The sequence below is a fragment of the Leisingera sp. JC1 genome (assembly GCF_001679925.1).
Lineage (GTDB): Bacteria > Pseudomonadota > Alphaproteobacteria > Rhodobacterales > Rhodobacteraceae > Leisingera.
The window spans coordinates 35,368-53,020 of record NZ_LYUZ01000125.1 but is presented as its reverse complement, the minus strand read 5'-3'; the positions used below and the strand labels follow the sequence as shown (position 1 = coordinate 53,020).

At 63.3% G+C, this 17,653-nt stretch carries 15 protein-coding genes; 7 read left to right on the top strand and 8 right to left on the bottom strand.

The genetic code is table 11. The annotated features are described in order from the left end of the window. Positions 1-374: 374 nt before the first annotated feature. Positions 375-1,226 (top strand): HalD/BesD family halogenase, encoded by an 852-nt coding sequence (locus A9D60_RS20465; RefSeq protein WP_065269430.1) that lies wholly within the window; start codon positions 375-377, stop codon positions 1,224-1,226. 65 nt (positions 1,227-1,291) lie between these two features. Here A9D60_RS20465 and A9D60_RS20460 read toward each other — a convergent pair whose 3' ends face one another. Further along, a complete protein-coding gene (locus tag A9D60_RS20460; RefSeq protein WP_065269304.1) occupies positions 1,292-2,281 on the bottom strand; it encodes an MBL fold metallo-hydrolase in 990 nt (329 codons plus the stop codon). A 265-nt stretch (positions 2,282-2,546) separates the two neighbouring features. On the opposite strand from A9D60_RS20460, the gene A9D60_RS20455 reads away from it, so the two are divergent. After that, positions 2,547-3,695: a lytic murein transglycosylase gene (locus tag A9D60_RS20455; protein ID WP_065269303.1), complete on the top strand. Its 1,149-nt coding sequence runs from the start codon at positions 2,547-2,549 to the stop codon at positions 3,693-3,695. Between the two features lie 3 nt (positions 3,696-3,698). Here A9D60_RS20455 and A9D60_RS20450 read toward each other — a convergent pair whose 3' ends face one another. From A9D60_RS20450 to A9D60_RS20440, 3 genes are all read right to left on the bottom strand, one after another. Continuing rightward, a complete protein-coding gene (locus A9D60_RS20450) occupies positions 3,699-4,667 on the bottom strand; it encodes a LuxR C-terminal-related transcriptional regulator (protein ID WP_065269302.1) in 969 nt (322 codons plus the stop codon). 68 nt (positions 4,668-4,735) lie between these two features. Further along, complete coding sequence (locus A9D60_RS20445; RefSeq protein WP_065269429.1) at positions 4,736-5,380, bottom strand: response regulator transcription factor; 645 nt, start codon at positions 5,378-5,380, stop codon at positions 4,736-4,738. A 66-nt stretch (positions 5,381-5,446) separates the two neighbouring features. Next, the gene (locus tag A9D60_RS20440; RefSeq protein ID WP_065269428.1) at positions 5,447-6,874 is read right to left on the bottom strand and encodes a cache domain-containing protein; all 1,428 of its coding nucleotides are present in this window, start codon (positions 6,872-6,874) and stop codon (positions 5,447-5,449) included. 283 nt (positions 6,875-7,157) lie between these two features. Between A9D60_RS20440 and A9D60_RS20435 the strand changes: the two genes are divergently transcribed. From A9D60_RS20435 to A9D60_RS20425, 3 genes are all read left to right on the top strand, one after another. Beyond that, positions 7,158-8,240 carry a TRAP transporter substrate-binding protein gene (locus A9D60_RS20435; RefSeq protein WP_065269301.1) on the top strand — a complete coding sequence of 361 codons (1,083 nt, stop codon included), beginning with the start codon at positions 7,158-7,160 and terminating at the stop codon, positions 8,238-8,240. A 133-nt stretch (positions 8,241-8,373) separates the two neighbouring features. Beyond that, positions 8,374-9,300 carry a TRAP transporter small permease subunit gene (locus tag A9D60_RS20430; protein ID WP_065269300.1) on the top strand — a complete coding sequence of 309 codons (927 nt, stop codon included), beginning with the start codon at positions 8,374-8,376 and terminating at the stop codon, positions 9,298-9,300. A gap of 14 nt (positions 9,301-9,314) precedes the next feature. Then, positions 9,315-11,669, top strand: a complete 2,355-nt coding sequence (locus tag A9D60_RS20425) for a TRAP transporter large permease (protein WP_065269299.1) — start codon at positions 9,315-9,317, stop codon at positions 11,667-11,669. A gap of 144 nt (positions 11,670-11,813) precedes the next feature. Here A9D60_RS20425 and A9D60_RS20420 read toward each other — a convergent pair whose 3' ends face one another. From A9D60_RS20420 to A9D60_RS20405, 4 genes are all read right to left on the bottom strand, one after another. Further along, positions 11,814-12,197, bottom strand: a complete 384-nt coding sequence (locus A9D60_RS20420; protein ID WP_065269298.1) for a VOC family protein — start codon at positions 12,195-12,197, stop codon at positions 11,814-11,816. Beyond that, positions 12,197-13,021 (bottom strand): arginyltransferase, encoded by an 825-nt coding sequence (locus tag A9D60_RS20415; RefSeq protein ID WP_065269297.1) that lies wholly within the window; start codon positions 13,019-13,021, stop codon positions 12,197-12,199. The genes A9D60_RS20420 and A9D60_RS20415 overlap by 1 nt, the downstream gene beginning before the upstream one ends. A gap of 130 nt (positions 13,022-13,151) precedes the next feature. Beyond that, positions 13,152-13,583: an RDD family protein gene (locus tag A9D60_RS20410; RefSeq protein ID WP_065269296.1), complete on the bottom strand. Its 432-nt coding sequence runs from the start codon at positions 13,581-13,583 to the stop codon at positions 13,152-13,154. Positions 13,584-13,659: 76 nt separating this feature from the next. After that, positions 13,660-14,115: a DUF2852 domain-containing protein gene (locus tag A9D60_RS20405; protein WP_065269295.1), complete on the bottom strand. Its 456-nt coding sequence runs from the start codon at positions 14,113-14,115 to the stop codon at positions 13,660-13,662. Between the two features lie 476 nt (positions 14,116-14,591). On the opposite strand from A9D60_RS20405, the gene A9D60_RS20400 reads away from it, so the two are divergent. Continuing rightward, positions 14,592-17,399, top strand: a complete 2,808-nt coding sequence (locus A9D60_RS20400) for a glutamine-synthetase adenylyltransferase (RefSeq protein ID WP_065269294.1) — start codon at positions 14,592-14,594, stop codon at positions 17,397-17,399. Then, positions 17,380-17,652 carry a hypothetical protein gene (locus A9D60_RS20395; RefSeq protein ID WP_065269293.1) on the top strand — a complete coding sequence of 91 codons (273 nt, stop codon included), beginning with the start codon at positions 17,380-17,382 and terminating at the stop codon, positions 17,650-17,652. The genes A9D60_RS20400 and A9D60_RS20395 overlap by 20 nt, the downstream gene beginning before the upstream one ends. The last annotated feature ends 1 nt before the right edge of the window (position 17,653 follow it).

Here is a 17,653-nt window from a genome sequence, read left to right as displayed (position 1 = left end):
CGTTACGCATAAAAAAAGCCCCCGATTTCAGGTCGGAGGCGCATGGGTTCGATTATGGTCTACCGTTACCGGCCCATGCGCTTGGTTCCTACGATTACGACTAGGGTGGTCACTGCCACAGGCTCCTTCTTGCGTTGCGGGCGACATTATGTCTGCCGGACAGGGGCGTCAACCGCGAAAGCTGTCAAAAAACACCGGTTCAGGGACATTTTCTTGCTTGCGGACCGGGGTGCGGCGAAATTTCCGCGAAAGTGACGGCGCGTGCCGGTGTGGATTCGTTCAAAACCGGCGTTCCCATGTCCCGATTGTGCCAGATCGCTCCGGAACCAGCGGGCAAGCTGATCTTAAATGAGGCGACAGGGAAGGACATGAACATGGCTGAACTTGCAGAACTGGTGGATCTGGGCCGGTATCCCATCGACAGGCCCGGCTCGCCCGCCTACGCGCGGATGATGGCGGACGTGCAAAGCGAGCTGGAGGCTGACGGCTGCGCGGTCTTGCCAGGATTTGTGCACCCGGACGGCATCGTTAGGCTGGCAGCCGAAGCTGATACCGTGGCAGTTCAGGGGCACAAATCGTTCAGCCGCACCAATGCCTATTTCTCCAAAGACGACCCGGCGCTGCCGGAAACCCACCCGGTGCGCCAGTTCTACGACCGCTCCAATGCCTTTATTCCTGCGGACAATTTCGGCGCCGCCAGCCCGCTGCGGTCAATCTATGAATTTCCAGGCTTCATGCCGTTCATCCGCGAAGCGCTGGGGGAGCCGGAGGACCGTTTCTTCCGCTATGACGATCCGCTGGCGGATGTGATCATCAACATGGTGGAGGAGGGGGACGGCTTCCCCTGGCATTTTGACACCAACAACTACACGGTGACGCTGGCGATCCAGAATGGCGAGGCGGGTGGAGATTTCGAATACGCGCCAATGCTGCGCACACCCACGGATGAAAACTACGACGGCGTGGCGCGGGTGCTGGCGGGCGGCTCGCCCCTGGTGCGCAGGCTGGTGCTGCAGCCGGGCGATCTGCAGATCTTCCGCGGCCGCTACTCTTTGCACAGGGTGGCTCCGGTGGAAGGCCCGCGCAGGCGGTATGTTGGCATCTTCTCCTTTGTCGAGACCGAGGGCATGTGCGGCGGGGTGGAACGCACCCGGCAGCTTTATGGCCGCGTCCTGCCGCGCCACTACGAGCGCGAGGGCCTGCGCGCAGACGCGCTGCGGGACTGACAAAACGGGCGCCCCGGGGGGAGGGCGCCCGGACGGGCACAACAATGTTGCGGCAATGCCGAGGATTACTCCGTCAGCGCGTTATGCCCGAAATACAGAAACTCCATATTCATCCCCTGCACATCCGCCGCCGCCAGCGAAAGAGAGGCTCCGTCCAGCATCTTGAAGCTTTTCTGGTCCTTTACCCAGGTGTCGGCGGGCTGCAGCGTCGACAGGGTGTAGGTGGTGGTTTCCGACAGGTAATGGGTGGGGATCACCACCTTGGGCTGGATCCGTTCCACCAGCGCGTTGGCCTGCTCATAGGACAGGATGTGCTCGGAACCGTCGACCGGCAGGGTCAGCACGTCGATGCGCCCGATGGCGTCCCAGAACCCGTCGGCCGGGTCGGGCCGGTTATCACCCCAGATCAGGGTGCGGATGCCGCCGGTCTCCACCACATAGGTCACCATGTCCATGTGGCCCGGGTTGTTGGGCGGGCAGGCCTCAACCCCGAATTCCGCCAGGGCGTTGGTCCAGGGGTACCAGCCCGGCGCCACGCAGGCGTGCTTGTCGGCGTAGCCGGTGATCTTGAGGTCCGCGAATTCGAAACTGCCCACCATCCGGTCCAGCACCATCGTCGATTGCGGGCGGTCGATGGCGTCGTGGTCGAAATGGGTATGGGTGGACATGGTGATATCCACCAGCGTTTCCGGGAATTTCTGCTTGAACCAAAGCCCCCAGGCACCGGAGGGATCGTCCCGCCACGGATCGAACAGGATGGAGGCGCCGCCGGGCGAGGTGATCTTGAGAGCGCAATGGCCGTAGAAATCGATCTTCACCTCGCCATCCGCAAAGGCAGACATGTTCTGCAGATCAATTACATGGTTGTTGTTGCCGGGCTGCAGCCAGTCGGTTGATTGCGCATGTGCGCTGGTGCTGCCCAGCAGGCTGGCGGCTGTTCCGACGCCTGCCGCGCCCGCTGCCGCAAAGAAACTGCGCCGGGACAGGCCGGGGGCAAGATCATCCTTGCTGCCATCAAGCCTGGCCGGTTTCAGGTTTTTCTTTTGCTCATCCATTGGTTCCGTCTCCCTGTTGTTGTCTGGCTGCCGCCTTGGCGCAGCGATGCAAACAGGCTAGGCATCAACGGCTCCAAGGGGTGCCCCGGAAGATTGTGGGGGGAATATGGGGGTAGTCCCCATAATGGGTGCGCGTGTACCAGCGGCGGGTCCTTGCTGTGGAGGAAAACCGGGCCTTGGCGCATCTGCTGGTTTCTGGCAGCCTGTTTTCAAAGGATCCGGACGGAACCGGGCAGCTAATCACCTATTGGAGCGGGCAGAGAGCATGAACATCACACGGCGTCATTTCGGATTTGGCCTTGCAGCCTTGGGGCTGAGCGCCTGCAGCAGCACGGTGCCGGCAGGCAGCGGGCCCAGCGGCACCTCCGGCCTGCCTGCGGACCTGCGGCCCGTGCCTAATGCGGGCTATGACGCCTGGGTTGCCGCCTTCCGCACTCGGGCAGAGGCCCGCGGCATTTCCAGCGCCACCCTGCGTGCCGCCTTCCGCGGTGCGGGCTATCTGCCGGGCGTCGTCAAGCGCGACCGGAATCAGACCGAATTCAAGCGCTCGCTGGAGGATTACCTCTCCATCGCCGTCTCGGACGAACGCCTTGCCAAGGGCCGTGCCGCCTTTGCCCGCCACCAGTCCACCCTGCGCACGCTGGAACGCAGCTATGGCGTCGATGCGGAAATCATCTGCGCGATCTGGGGGCTGGAGAGTTTCTTCGGTGAACGCCGCGGCAACGTGCCGGTGATCTCAGCCACCTCGACGCTGGCATACGACGGGCGGCGCGGTGCGTTTTTTGAAAAACAGCTGATTGCGGCGCTGAAGATCCTGCAGAACGGTGACATTGCACCTGCGCGGATGACCGGCAGCTGGGCGGGCGCCATGGGGCATACCCAGTTCATCCCGACTTCCTATCAGGCCTTTGCGGTGGATTTCACCGGCGACGGGCGCCGCGACATCTGGTCGGAGGACCCGACCGACGCGCTTGCCTCCACTGCCGCGTATCTGCAACGGAACGGCTGGACCCGCGGCCTGAAATGGGGCGGCGAGGCCGGTGCGCCGGGCATCCCTTCGGGCCGCAGCCTGCAGCCGCAACCGGGCGGGCCGGTGTTCACCGTCACCAGCAACTTCAACGTGATCAAGCGCTACAACAATTCGGATGCCTATGCGATCGGTGTGGGCCATCTGGCCGACCGCATTGCCGGCGGCGCCCCGCTGCGCGCCAGCTTTCCGCCGGACAAATACGGGCTAACCAAGGACGACCGCATCCTGCTGCAGAAACGCCTGACTGCGCGCGGTTTCGACACCGGTGGCGCAGATGGGGTACTGGGGCCGAAAAGCCGCGCGGCAATCAGCGCTTACCAGTCCAGCCGCGGCCTGCCGGCAACCGGTGACCCGTCGCAGGCACTGCTCAGCAGTCTGAACTAGCGGCTACTCCGCCGAACTCAGCGCAATCAGATGCTGGCGCAGGTTCTCGCGCCGGCTGAGACCCAGTTTCTGGCGGATGTTGTTGCGGTGAAAGTCGATGGTGCTGGTTTCGCGTCCCAGGGTGGCGGCGATTTCCTTGGTGGTGCGGCCCATCATGATCAGCTGCATGATCTCTGTCTCCGCTGGCGTCAGCTGCTCTAGCGTCTGTGCCAGCTTGGACGAGAGCGCTGAGGTGATGTTCTTCAGATTGTCCTCGATCATCATCAGATAGGCGCTCTGCAGCTCGCGGCCCGAATCCAGATGCCTGAGCTTGGCCACATAGGGCAGCACCATTCCCTTGATTTGCTGCACGATCTGCTGCTCGCTCTCGTGGCGCGACGCCTCCACGTTGTCGATCAGCACCCGCAGTGCGGTGTTGGCCTCCTCCAGCGCCTTGGTGCGGCGCTTGATGGTGTCTTCCCGCGCCCGCACCGTCTCGCGCAGCTCTGCCTGCGCCTGCTTGCGCTGGGCCACCTCCAGCAACAGCGCCAGATCGCCCTCGACCACCCGGCAGAACTCCTGCAGCCCTTTGCGGAACATCAGCGCGCGTTTGTTGCGCCGGGTGTCGAGCACGCAGATGGTGCCGTAAACCTCTCCATCCGGCCATTTGATCGGATAGCCGATGTAAAAGGACATGGCGTGCTCCATATCCTCGTTGTCCTGCCAGCGCGGTTCGCACTGGGCGTCCTCGACCACCAGCTCGCCGTCGTTTTCAAAAACACCGAAGCAATAGAGCTTTTCGTTCAGATGGTATTTTCGGCCCGGATAATAGGGGTTGTTCTCTGAAGTGTTGGAAACCTTGACCCGGTGATCCAGATCGACCGTTGCCATGATCAGCGCGGCGGGCACATCGGTCAGCTCTGCCACCAGATCCACCACCCTCTGCCATTTGGCCTGGGTCTGCGGGGGGATCGCGGGCTTGTCTGTTGTCATGGCGCAGCTCCTTGACGCGCAAGGCTAGGGCAGGGGCTGCGGATCACAAAGGAAAATCTGGATGGCGGTCAGAACCCGGCGCCGGTGCCCTGCAGCACGCCATGCTCCAGCGCATAGCGGGTGAGGCCGGCGGTAGAGGAAATCCCCAGCTTGCGCTTGATGTTCTTGCGGTGGGTCTCGACGGTCCTGACGGAGATATCAAGCGTTTGCGCGACTTCCTTGTTGGACTTGCCCTGCGCCAGTTCCAGCAGGATGGTCTGTTCACGCCCCGTCAGCGCCTCGCGGATATCGCCATCCTTGGGTTTCAGCGAGCCTGCGGCGCCGGTGCACAGATAGGTCTTGCCTTGCATCACCGCGTCAATGGCCTGTTTGATCTCGTCGGTCGGCACATCCTTCAGCACATAGCCCATGGCCCCGTGGCTGAGCGCGGTGGAGATATATTCGGCGCTGTCATGCATCGACAGGATCAGGATGCGGGTGCCGGGGTGCTGCTCCAGGATGATCTCAGTGGCGCTGAGGCCGCCGAGCTTGGGCATGTTGAGGTCCATCAGCACCACGTCAGGTGCCAGCCCGCCCATCCGGTCCACCGCATCCTGCCCGTCAGTCAGGGAGCCGACAACTTCGATATCGTCATAGCTTTCCAGGATCGACTGGATGCCCTCTGCCACCATCGGGTGGTCATCCACGATCAGAACTTTCACCGGATCCGCCATCATCCCCCCAACGGCAGTTGTTGAACTTTGCAAAGGCCGCGCAGGGTGCCGTATCCTCCCCAGGATTTACGGCAATTGCGCTGGTGTGCCTTCCTCGCCCGGCGGCAGCAGGTGGCTCAGGGGCAGGCTTGCCTCGATCACGGTGCCGCTCTGGGTGCCCCGTGATGACAGAATGCGCAAGGTGCCGTCAAGCTGCTCAATCCGCTCCTGCATGTTGCGAAGGCCGATCCCCGGCCCGGTGCGGGCGTCGCGCGGCGGCAGCCCGCGGCCGTTATCGGAGATCCGCATGGTGGCGCCGCGGGTATGGCCGCGCAGGTCGATGCTGACCTTGGACGCTTCCGCATGGCGCTCGATATTGGTCAGCGCTTCCTGTGCGATACGGTAAAGGGCAATCTTGGAATCCTGGTCCAGACGGTTGCGGAAAACGACGGTGGAGAACTCGGTCTCGATGCCGGTGCGCACGGCGAAGTCATCGGTCAACGCCTTCAGCGCCGGCCCAAGGCCAAGATCGTCCAGCACGCCGGGGCGCAGGTCGCGGCTGATCCGGCGCACCTCGGTAATGGCAGTCAGCAGGTTCTCTGTGCCTTTTTCCAGTGGGGCTGCCGCACCTTCGCCATCGCCGCGCGACAGGCGCCGGCGGGTGTTGTCCAGCGCGTAGCGCACCCCGACCAAGAGCTGGCTGATCCCGTCATGCAGCTCCCGCGCTACCCGGCCGCGTTCTTCTTCCTGGGCGTCGAACACCCGCTGGGTCAGCTCCTTCAGCTTGGCGTCCGCCAGCCGCCGCTCGCGGATGTTCAGGAACATGCCGGAAGCAAAGACCAGCGCCAGTGACACCAAGGTGATGCCGCCGATATACAAGAACGTGCGCCGCACCCGGGCCTCCACCTCCGCTCGAGAGGCGGCCACCGAGGCCAGCACATCGTCGATGAAGACGCCGGTGCCGATCACCCACTGCCAGTCCTGCAGCCCCAGCACATAGGCGATCATTTGCGCCTCTTCCCCGGTGGAGGGTTTGTCCCAAGTGAAGCTGTGCCAGCCAGCCCCGTCGCGGGCCAGGCGGATAAACTCGTCTACCACCGGCACGCCAGCGCTGTCGGTGAGACCCGCCCAATTGCGGTTGATGTATTCGGTTTGCCGCGGGCTCACCAGGTTGGTGCCGTCATAGTCGTAGACGAAAAAGAACCCGTCCTTACCGTAGATCATCGCGCTCAGGATCTGGGTCACCTGCTCCTTGGCCTCTGCGTCATCCGGCGCCGCCAGGCCATAGATGTGGGCAAAGCCGTTGCGCGCCTGGGTCACGTAATTGCGCAGCTCCGCTTTCTTGGCCTCCAGCAGCTGCAGCTCCAGCGCCTGGATCTCGCGTTCGGCCAGGGCGCGGGACTGATAGCCCACCACCAGCGCAATCGCAGTGCCCGCCACAATCAGCGGCAGGGTCATCAGCAGCGACAGTTTCTGCGCATAGTCAGGGCGCAGCAAGGAACGGAACAGGCGCATGGGCACTCCGCTGGAATGGGTCAGAATCGTGTACCGAATCATTGCGCAGCCGCCCAGAGGAATCAAAGGGGCAGGGGTGGTTTGCACGTCTTGCGGGAGCCGGGTGCCTTTCGCTTCGTGCATGAAATGCATGCGATTTGCTGCAATTACCGGCAAAAACGTTCCGTTCTACGCAGTACTAGGTATTCACATAAAATTCACCGCCGCTAGGCTGACCGCACTCGAACCGATCCGCCTTGGGGGGACCTGGGGCAATCCGAATTGATAATGGGAGGAATAATTAATGGATCGCCGTTCTTTCTTGAAAACATCCGCGCTGGGCGGGTCCGCAGCAGCAGCCAGCACCCTGGCGGCACCGGCCTATGCCCAGGGCAACCGCACCCTGACCATGGTCACCACCTGGGGCCGCGGTCTGGCAGGTGTGCATGACTCGGCGCAGTTTGTGGCCGACACCATCACTGCCATGTCCGACGGCACCCTGACCGTTGACGTGAAAGCCGCAGGCGAGCTGGTTGGCGCGTTCGAAGTGTTCGACGCCGTGACCGCGGGCCAGGCCGACATGTACCACGCCGCTGACTATTACTTCGTCAGCCAGCACCCGGGCTATGCGTATTTCACCGCCGTGCCGTTCGGTATGACCCCGCAGGAGTTGACCAACTGGTACTACCACGGCGACGGCCAAGCGCTGCATGACGAACTGGGTCAGATCTTCGGCCTCAAGTCCTTCATCGGCGGCAACACAGGCCCGCAGTCCGGCGGCTGGTTCAACAAGGAAATCAACGGCCCCGAGGACTTCAACGGCCTCAAATTCCGGATGCCGGGCCTGGGCGGCAAGGCTCTGGGCAAGCTGGGCGCGTCCGTGCAGAACATCCCGGGCTCCGAAGTGTATCAGGCGCTGTCCTCCGGCGCCATCGACGGCACCGAGTGGATCGGCCCCTGGGCGGACGAAAAGGCTGGTTTCCAGGAAATCACCAAGACCTACTACACCGCTGGCTTCCACGAGCCGGGCGCGGCGCTGTCGGTTGCCACCAACCGCGAAGTCTTCGAAGGCCTGTCGCCTGCCCATCAGAAGATCATCGAGATGGCATCGGCCGCCGGCCACCAGTGGAGCCTGGCGCAGTTCATGAACAACAACGGTGCAGCGCTGCAGCGCCTGCAGTCCGGCGGCGTGAAGACCCTGGAATTCCCCGACAGCGTCTGGGATGCCTTCGGCGCAGCCACCAAGGAAACCCTGGACGAGTTCATGGGCGATGAGCTGTTTGCAAAAATCCGCGGCAGCGTCGAAGCGTCGATGAAAGCCTCCTCCGGCTGGATCACCAAATCCGAAGGCGCCTACCGCGTTCAGCGCGACCGCGTCCTCGGCTGATCTGCCTGACCGGCATCAACCGGATCCTCCGCGCGCGCCGCGGGGGATCCTTTTCCAGTTGCGTGACGCGGGATACAGGCCGGCCGACGGGCCGCGCGCCTGACCCGCCGCAGCAAAGACCCCCGGGGGAAACATGCAGGAAGAGAGTGGCCTCACCTTCTTCGGCGCCATAGCGGGCGGATTGCTCTGGCTGGTCCAGAACATCGCCGGCGCCTTTTACAATTTCGGCTATGCCATAACCCATCCGCAGCTCTGGCTCGACTGGTCCGACAAGGCCTCGATCATGCGCTTCGTCTATTACGGCGGCTCGGTCGAGTTCTTCTTTGTGATCTTCACCGCCTTCCTGGTGCTGACCGCTGTCGGCATCTACTTCCGCGGCTTCATGTGGGGCATGGTCCGCGGGCTGGAGGGACTGGCCAATACCGTCGGCCGCTTCTTTGCCTGGGCGGGCCTTTTGATGGTCTTGCAGCAGATCATCATCGTGTTCATGCAGCGGGTGTTCGCGCGGCCCGACATCAGTTTCGGCTTTGGCATTCCGTTCAGCCAGGACATCAGCTGGTTTGCAGAAGAACTGAAGTTTTACAACGCCTTGGTGGTCTGTCTTTGCGTGACCTACACCTTCGTGCAGGGCGGCCATGTGCGGGTGGACCTGATCTATTCCGGCATCAGCTTCCGCGCCAAGCGGGTGGTCGACATGCTCGGTTCGCTCTTATTCATGATGCCCGCCGCGGTTCTGACGTGGATGTACGGCTGGTTCTTCCTGTGGCGGCATCTGATCGTGCCGAAACCATCGGCTTCGGACTCGCTTGACCGGCTGGTGATGAAATCCCGCGCCCTGCGCTGGAACGTGGAGACCATCGGCTTCAGCCCCAACGGATTCAACGCCTACTTCCTGTTCAAAATCCTGCTGATCGCCTTTGCAGGCCTGGTGTTCCTGCACGCTATCGCCTTCTTCTACCGCTCCTTCCTGGAGTTCGTCGAAGGCCAGGGCAGCGAAAACAAATACCTCGACAAGGACAGCCTTGGAGAGGGTGAAGAAGCCTACGAAGGCACGCATTAAGGGACGTCGGAAACATGCTATTTGGACTTGATGGCGTCGAGATCGGCCTGCTCATCGTATTCTTCTGCCTCTTCGGGGGCATCCTCTCCGGCTTCCCGGTGGCCTTTGCCATCGGCGGTGCCGGGATCATCTCCTTCGGGATCATCGCGGCGCTGGACAGCGCCGGCATCCTGATCCACCAGGCCATCGACACCTCGTCGCAGGCCTACCGTGATCTGGTGGGATCGGGCATCAGGCCCGACAAGATATCCATATTCAGGTACCCGGACCTGCCGCGCATGGCGGAACCGGTTTTTGTTCAGGGCTGGGAAGTGGCGCTGGACCGCAACGTCTCCTTCATCGTCAACCGGATGAACGAGCGGGTGCTGGCGGGCGCATCGATTGAAACCCTGCTGGCGGTTCTGATGTTCGTCCTGATGGGCATCACCCTGGAACGTTCCAAGATCGCCAATGACCTGCTGACCACCATGGCGCGCGTCTTCGGGCCGCTGCCCGGCGGTCTGGCGGTGTCGATTGTTGTCGTGGGCGCCTTCCTGGCGGCCTCCACCGGCATCGTCGGTGCCACCGTGGTGACCATGGGCCTGCTGGCCCTTCCGACCATGCTGCGCAACAACTACTCGCCAGAACTGGCGACCGGCGTGATCGCCGCCTCCGGCACCCTCGGGCAGATCATCCCGCCGTCTATCGTGATTGTTCTTCTGGGCACGCTGGCGGGCGACCTCTATTCCACCGCGCAGGAAACCCGCGCGATGGAAGCAGGCTGCTCTGACGCGCTCACCTATCTGGGCGAACCGGCGGTTGTTTCGGTCGGCACATTGTTCCAGGCGGCGCTGCTGCCGGGGATCATGCTGGCGATCCTCTATGCCACCTATGCATTCGGCTATGCGCTGCTGAACCCGCACAAGGCGCCGGCCGTGAATATCGAAGGCGGCACCGGCGAGGTGATCACCCGCAACGAAGGCCTGATCTGGTTCCTCGGTGTGCCTGCGGCGCTGATCGGCGGTGCCATCCTGCTGAACAGCTTCAACGTGATCGGCAGCCAGAACATTGTCGTGTCCACTTTCTCGGACGCTGGTGAAACCGCTTCCCTGCGCACCAGTGTCGGTGCGGAATGCAAGGCGTCCATGATCGAACTGCACGGGCAGGAAGCCTGGGATACCGCGGTGGAAGAGCAGAAGGCCATCAACGAGGCAGGCGGCGTGGCCCTGGCCAAGCGGCTGAGCGAAGAGGAAATCGCTGCCGCCCGCGAAGCCAAGATCGCTTCTGCTGCGCCCATCGGCACCGGTATCACCGTGATCATGGTTCTGCTGGGTCTGGTGTTGGCCTTCGGTCGCGGTGTGGCGCCGTCGCGCGATGCCAAACCGCTGATCCTCGGCTCTATCGGTATCCTGCTGATTGCGCTGGTGGATCTTGTGGCGATTGCGCCCACCACCTCTGCCGGGGTGACGGTGCTGTGGATCGCACTGCCGTTGCTGCTGGCGCTTTATGGCTGCCGTGAGGCTGCGGCCCGCTGCGCCAAAAACGATCTGATCCGGGTGGTATTCCCGCCGCTGGTGCTGATCGTTGCGGTGCTGGGCTCGATCCTGGGCGGCATCACCAACCCGACGCCGGCCGCGGCGCTGGGGGCAGGCGGTGCCATCATGCTGGCGGCCTACCGCAAGCTGCAGGACGAGGGCAAATCGGGCAAGATCATCATCTGGTCCACATTTGCTGTCATGCTGTGCATCCTGATCGGCATGAACTTCGACCTGCGCGTAAACCAGGGCGGCGTGAGCGTCGAAAGCTGGATCGCCTTTTTTGCGGCCTACGCGATGTACCTCTATGCGCTGTTCGGCCTGCTCTATGGCTGCTGGGTTCTGTTCCGCTCCGGCGTGTTGACCCCGGTGGTGCGGGAAACCGCCAAGGTGACCTCGATGGTCTTCACCATCCTGATCGGCTCCCAGCTGCTCAATCTGGTGGTTATCTCCTTTGGCGGCGAGCACTACATCCAGCAGTTCCTGAAGAGCTTCGATAACGAGATGACGGTCTTCCTGATCGTGATGCTGGTCTTGTTCTTCCTCGGCTTCGTGCTGGACTTCCTGGAGATCATTTACATCGTGATCCCGATCGTCGGCCCGGTGATCTATGGCGGGTCGTTTGATCCGAAATGGGTGACCATCATGGTGGCGGTGAACCTGCAGACGTCGTTCCTGACGCCGCCTTTCGGCTTTGCGCTGTTCTACCTGCGCGGGGTTGCGCCGAAGGAGGTGACAACGGCCCATATCTACCGCGGGATCGTGCCGTTTGTGCTGATCCAAGTGGTGGGCATCGGCATCCTGTGGCTGTTCCCGTCGATCGTCACCATCGTGCCCGCGCTGATCCCGAACTGATCCGGGTTGTGCAAATGAAACGAAAAGGGGGCCCCATGCGGGCCCCTTTGCATATCTGGAACCGGCAAGGGCGCTGCCCCTCTGCGCCGTTGGCGCATTCACCCCGGAGTATTTGCGGAAAGATGAAAGGGGGCGGCGGGGGCCTCAGGTGAACTGGATCAGGTCCCAGCGGTTGCCGAAGGGATCGCGCCAGACGGCGACGGTGCCATAGGGCTCGTGCCGCGGCTCCTCCTCAAACTGCACGCCTTGGGCCTGCATTGCCGCGTGGTCGCGGGCAAAATCATCCGTGGCCAGAAACAGTCCGACGCGGCCGCCGAACTGGTTGCCGATGGCAGCCTCTTGCTCAGGCCCTTCGGCACGGGCCAGGATCAGGCTGCCCTGCTGCGCTCCGGGCGGAAGGATCCGCACCCAGCGCTTGCGGCCTTGGTCGATATCCTCCGCCAGCTGCCAGCCCAGCTGGCCGCAGTAAAAGGCGATGGCGGCGTCGTAATCCGGCACCACCAGCGAAACGGCATGGAGGAATTGCATCAGCGTTCGCGGTGAATCGGCTGTTCAGGCAGCTGGATATTGGCGACCTGTTCGGCAATCGGATCGGTCGACAGCGGATGGCTGGCGGTCTCGAACTGCGACGGGTCACTCATCTTCTTCCATTCGCTCTGGTGATAGATCTCCAGTCCGGAGAACTTGGCCTTGTAGCCCATCTTCTGGCTGCCTGGCACCCAGTAGCCGAGGTAGACATACGGCAGCCCCGCCTCCTGCGCGATCTTGATGTGATCCAGGATCATGAAGGTGCCGAGCGAGTCCTGCGGCCGGTCCGGGGCGTAGAAGGAATAGACCATGCTCAGCCCGTCCTCCAGCACATCGGTCAGCGACACCGCGGTCAGGGTGCTGCTGCCGGGTGCCGCATATTCCACCACCCGGCTGCGCACCGGGGTTTCCTCGATCATTGCGGCGTATTCGAACACGTCCATATCGGCCATGCCGCCATCCGCGTGGCGGCTGTCCAGGTAGTTGCGGAACAGCGCGAACTGGTCCTCTGTCGCCCAGGGCGAGGTCGCCCGCCGTTCCAGATGCGCATTGCGTTTCAGCGTGCGTTTCTGGCTGCGGCTGGGACTGAAGGCCGCAACGTCAATCCGCGCCGACAGGCAGGCGGAGCATTCCGAGCAGGACGGGCGGTACAGCACATTCTGCGAGCGGCGGAACCCTTGCTGGCTGAGGCTGTTGTTCAGCTGGTCCACCCCGTCGCCCTGCAGCGCAGTGAACAGCTTCCGCTCCATCCGGCCCTCCAGATAGGGGCAGGGCTGCGGTGCCGTCACATAGAATTGCGGCGCAATGGGTAGTGTATGGCGCATCGGAACCCGTCGGCAGTTTCGCGGAACAGGCGGAACAGATCGCCTGTGGTCACAAAGATGATAGCAACGCGGTTCCGGTGCGCCAAGCGGTCTTGTGGAAAATGGTTTAACGCTGTCTTGCCGGTTTCATTCAAACCCGCCGGTTCAGCATCACGGTGCCGAGGAAATGATCCGTCAGACCCTGGCCTCGCGCGGAGGTCAGCATCAGGATTACGGAGACCACTTGCAGCACCGGCAGCGCCAGTGACAGAGAATAGCCCGCGGTGTGCAGCGCAGCCATGCCGCTGTCCATCCGGCGGCCTTCGCCGTCGCGCAGTTCAATCCCGGCAAAACGCATGCCCCAAGTGGCGGACCCGTTGGCGATGGTCACGGTCCGGTAGGCAAAGCCAACCGCCAGATACAGGAGCGGCCAGATAAACAGGCCGGTAAAGGCCGTCAGCACCACGGCACCGGCGCTGAGCGTAAAGATCAGGATGCTGTCGATGACCCAGGCGATCAAACGCTTGGCGGGCACAGACGCATAGAATTCTGCCTGGTAGTCGGGATCGGGCAGGGCGGTCATCAAGGGGTCCTTTGCTGAATGGGCACGGGGAAGCCCCGCCCGGACGGATGGGCGGGGCAGCCGGAGGCGGATGAGGTCAGTGGCGCTTGGGCTCGCCCTGGTCTTGATCCTCGTCCTCCAGGTCCTCGCTGGAGGCGGTGCGGGCGCGTTCGTCCATGAACTCGTCGAACTCCACCTTGTCCTTGGCTTCGCGCAGGCGCTGCAGGAAGGCCTCAAAATCATGCTGCTCCTGTTCCAGGCGGCGCAGCGTGTCGGCCTTGTAGGTGTCAAAGGCGCTGTTGCCCGAGGGTTTCATCGCCGAGTAGCCGTGGCGGGCCCAGGACTTGCGGTGGCGGCAGGAGGATTTGCTGAACATGCGTTTGCTCCAGATCATGTAGAAGAGAAGGGCCAGGCCAACCGGCCAGAAAAACACGAAACCCAGGACCATGGCGGCGATCCAGGCGCCCTTGCCCTTGCTGTCCAGCCAGGCTTCGCTGCGGGAAAACCAGCCCTGTACCGGGGCGGCAGGGGCGGTCGGGGTGAAACTCGTCATCGGGGTCCTCCAGGTTGCGGGTGAATGTAAATCCCTTTCACATGATTGCATATCGGAAGCCGCCCGCGGGCTTTCAAGTCCCCATGTAAATCTTTTTCACATTTTCACGCTGGAAGACGCAGCAACGGCAGCCTGGCGCGAAATCCGCGTATGCGGTCGGGGCATACAGGAAGCTGCGGAGAATGCTGGGAAGAGGAAGGCGCGGTTATGCTCCGGTTACATGGCCGGATGCGGGGGCGACACTGCAATGCAGTTGCGAGAACCAGTAAGAATTCACGGACCGATCCAAGCGCCCCTTGAAAACAAAACACTCTTTACTTCGAAATGGCTCCGTAACGGGAGCATAACCGTAACGTTAACATTACCTTAAAACTCAATCTTAACCTATTCGGGTATTCCTGACCCTTGGTAAACCTGTGCGGCAGCGCGGCAATTCACCCATTGACGCCATCCTGCCTGCGGCACAGTCTCGCTCCATGACGACTGGCCTGACGATCTCCCGCATTCCCCGCCCTTATGACCCGGAGCTTGGCGCAGAGGCGCGTGCACTGGTCCCGGAATTGTCCGGCGAACTGGCAGAGCTGGTTGCCGGCGCCTGCGGCTCCAGCCCGTACCTCAAGGAACTGACGGATCGCGAAGCAGGCTGGCTGCCGGAAGCGCTGCACGATCCGCAGGCCGCGTTGCAGCAGGTCTTTGCGGACTGCCGCGCGCTGGAGACGGCGCAGCTGAAACCGGGCCTGCGCCAGGCCAAGCGGCGGCTGGCTCTGCTGACAGCGCTCTGCGATCTCTCGGGCGGCTGGACCCTGGAGCGGGTGACCGGCGCACTCACCGATTTCGGCGCGCTGTGCGCAGATGTGGCGATCAAGGCGGAGATCGCCAATCTGATCCGCCGCAAGAAACTGCCCGGCCTCACGGAGGACGACGTGGAGACCGCGGGGGGGCTCACTATCCTGGCGATGGGCAAGATGGGTGCGCATGAGCTGAACTACAGCTCCGACATCGACCTCATCTGCCTGTTCGACGAAACCCGCTTTGACCCGGATGATTTCTACGAGGCGCGCCAGGGCATGGTGCGCGCGACCAAGAACATGTGCGCCGCGCTCAGCGACCGCACCGGCGACGGCTATGTGTTCCGCACCGACCTGCGGCTGCGTCCGGACCCGGCGGTCACGCCCGTCTGCCTGGCGATGGAAGCGGCGGAGCGGTATTACGAAAGCCTGGGCCGCACCTGGGAGCGAGCCGCCTATATCAAGGCGCGCCCCTGCGCAGGCGACATCGCGGCGGGGGAGCGGTTCCTGAACACCCTGCGTCCCTTCGTGTGGCGGCGGCACCTGGACTTTGCCGCGATCCAGGACGCCCATGACATCCGCCTGCGCATCCGCGAGAACAAGGGCACTGGCGGTGCCCTGCACGTGCCGGGCCACGACATGAAACTGGGCCGCGGCGGCATCCGCGAGATCGAGTTTTTCACCCAGACCCGCCAGCTGATCGCGGGGGGGCGCGACGAGGATCTGCGCCTGCGCGGCACGGTGGAGGGGCTGGCGGCACTGGCAGGCAAGGGCTGGGTACCGCCGGAAGCGGCAGAGATCCTGACTGCCCATTACCGCGCCCACCGGGAGGTCGAGCACCGCATCCAGATGGTGCATGATGCCCAGACCCACAAGATGCCCAAGTCGGAGGACGGCATTTCCCGCATCGCCTGCCTGATGGACCGCGACCCGGCAGAGCTGCAATCCGAAATACGGAGCCGCCTGGAAGAGGTGCATGAGCTGACCGAGGGGTTCTTCTCCCCTGGCGCCGCACCGGCGCCTGCGCCTTTGGCAGAGGAGACGGCGGAACTTGATGGCGCCATCATTGCCCGATGGCCCACCTATCCAGCGCTGCGCTCATCACGCGGCGCGCGGATCTTCGAAGGATTGAAGCCGGAGCTGCTGGCCCGCGTGGCCAAGACGGCCAAGCCAGCCGAGACCCTGCTGGCCCTGGATGGCTTCCTGGCCGGGCTGCCGGCTGGGGTGCAGCTGTTTTCATTGTTCGGCGCGAACCCGCAACTCATCGACCTGCTGATTGATATCGCGGGTACCTCAGGCGATCTGGCCAGCTTCCTTTCGCGCAATTCTGCCGTCTTTGATGCGGTGATCGGCGGCTCCTTCTTCGACCCATGGCCTGGGGCGGAAAAACTGAAGGCGGAACTGAAAGCGCGGCTGGAGCAGGAAGACGACTACGAAACCCGCCTCGACGCCACCCGGCGCTGGTGCAAGGAGTGGCACTTCCGGATCGGTGTGCACCATCTGCGCGGGCTGATCGACGGCCACCAGGCAGGCGCCCAGTATGCTGAGCTGGCAGAGGTGGTGATTGCCGGGATCGCGCCGGAGGTTGTGGCGCAGTTCTCGAAGAAGCACGGGCCCCCGCCCGGCCGCGGCGCCGCAGTGCTGGCAATGGGCTCGATGGGGGCCGGGCAGATCAACGCGCAGTCCGACCTCGACCTGATCGTGATTTACGACCCCGCAGGTGTGGAAATGTCCGATGGCAAGCGCCCGCTGGCCACGCGCCCCTATTACGCGCGCCTGACCCAGGCCTTTGTGACCGCGCTGTCGGCCCCGATGGCGCAGGGCCGCCTCTATGAGGTCGACATGCGCCTGCGCCCGTCGGGCACACAAGGTCCCGTCGCTGTCAGCTTTGCAGGCTTCACCCTGTACCAGCAGAACGAGGCCTGGGTCTGGGAGCATCTGGCCCTCACCCGCGCCCGCACCATTGCTGGCGACCGCAGCCTGACCACCGAAATCGAGGAATTCCGAACGGGCTTCCTGTTAGAGCCGCGCGACAGCGGCAAGGTGTTGCGCGAGGTGGCGCAGATGCGGGAACGCCTCGCCGCCGCCAAGACACCCGCAGGCGTCTGGGACGCCAAGAACGGATCAGGGCGGATGATGGATATCGAGCTGCTGTCGCAGGCGGGCACGCTCACCTCTGCTTCCGCCGCCCGCGATGTGGCTTCAGGTCTTCGGGGCGCTGTCGCTGCCGGGTGGCTGAATGACGCGGATGCGGAATACCTGACTGCCGGATACCGGCTATTCTGGTCCGTGCAATGCGCAGCCCGGCTGCTTTCTGCCAAGGCGCTGGACGCCGCAACACTGGGAGAGGGCGGGGCGCAGTTCCTCTGCCGCACCACCGGCTTCGACCGGCTGGATGCGCTGGAGCAGGAACTGCAGGACCGTTACAGCCGCTGCGCAGCGCTGATTGGCGAAACCTTGGAAAGGGAAGCGGCGGATGAAGACGGGCAGCACTGAACAGGACCCGCGCGGGCTGATCTACGAATCCTACCGGATCGAGGGCATCACTGATGCCCAGTGCCGCAGCATTTTCTTTGACTGGGCGCTGGGTATGGACGCTGCGCGCGACAGCCGCGCCGACATCCAGGCACTGCTGGAGCTCTATGGCGATGCCCATCCAGAGCATCCGATGACCGCGGTACTGCGCGACGGGCTGCAAGGCGCCGAAAAACCGCGCCGCCGCGGCGGCTGGCGCTCGCGCGAGCGCTAGG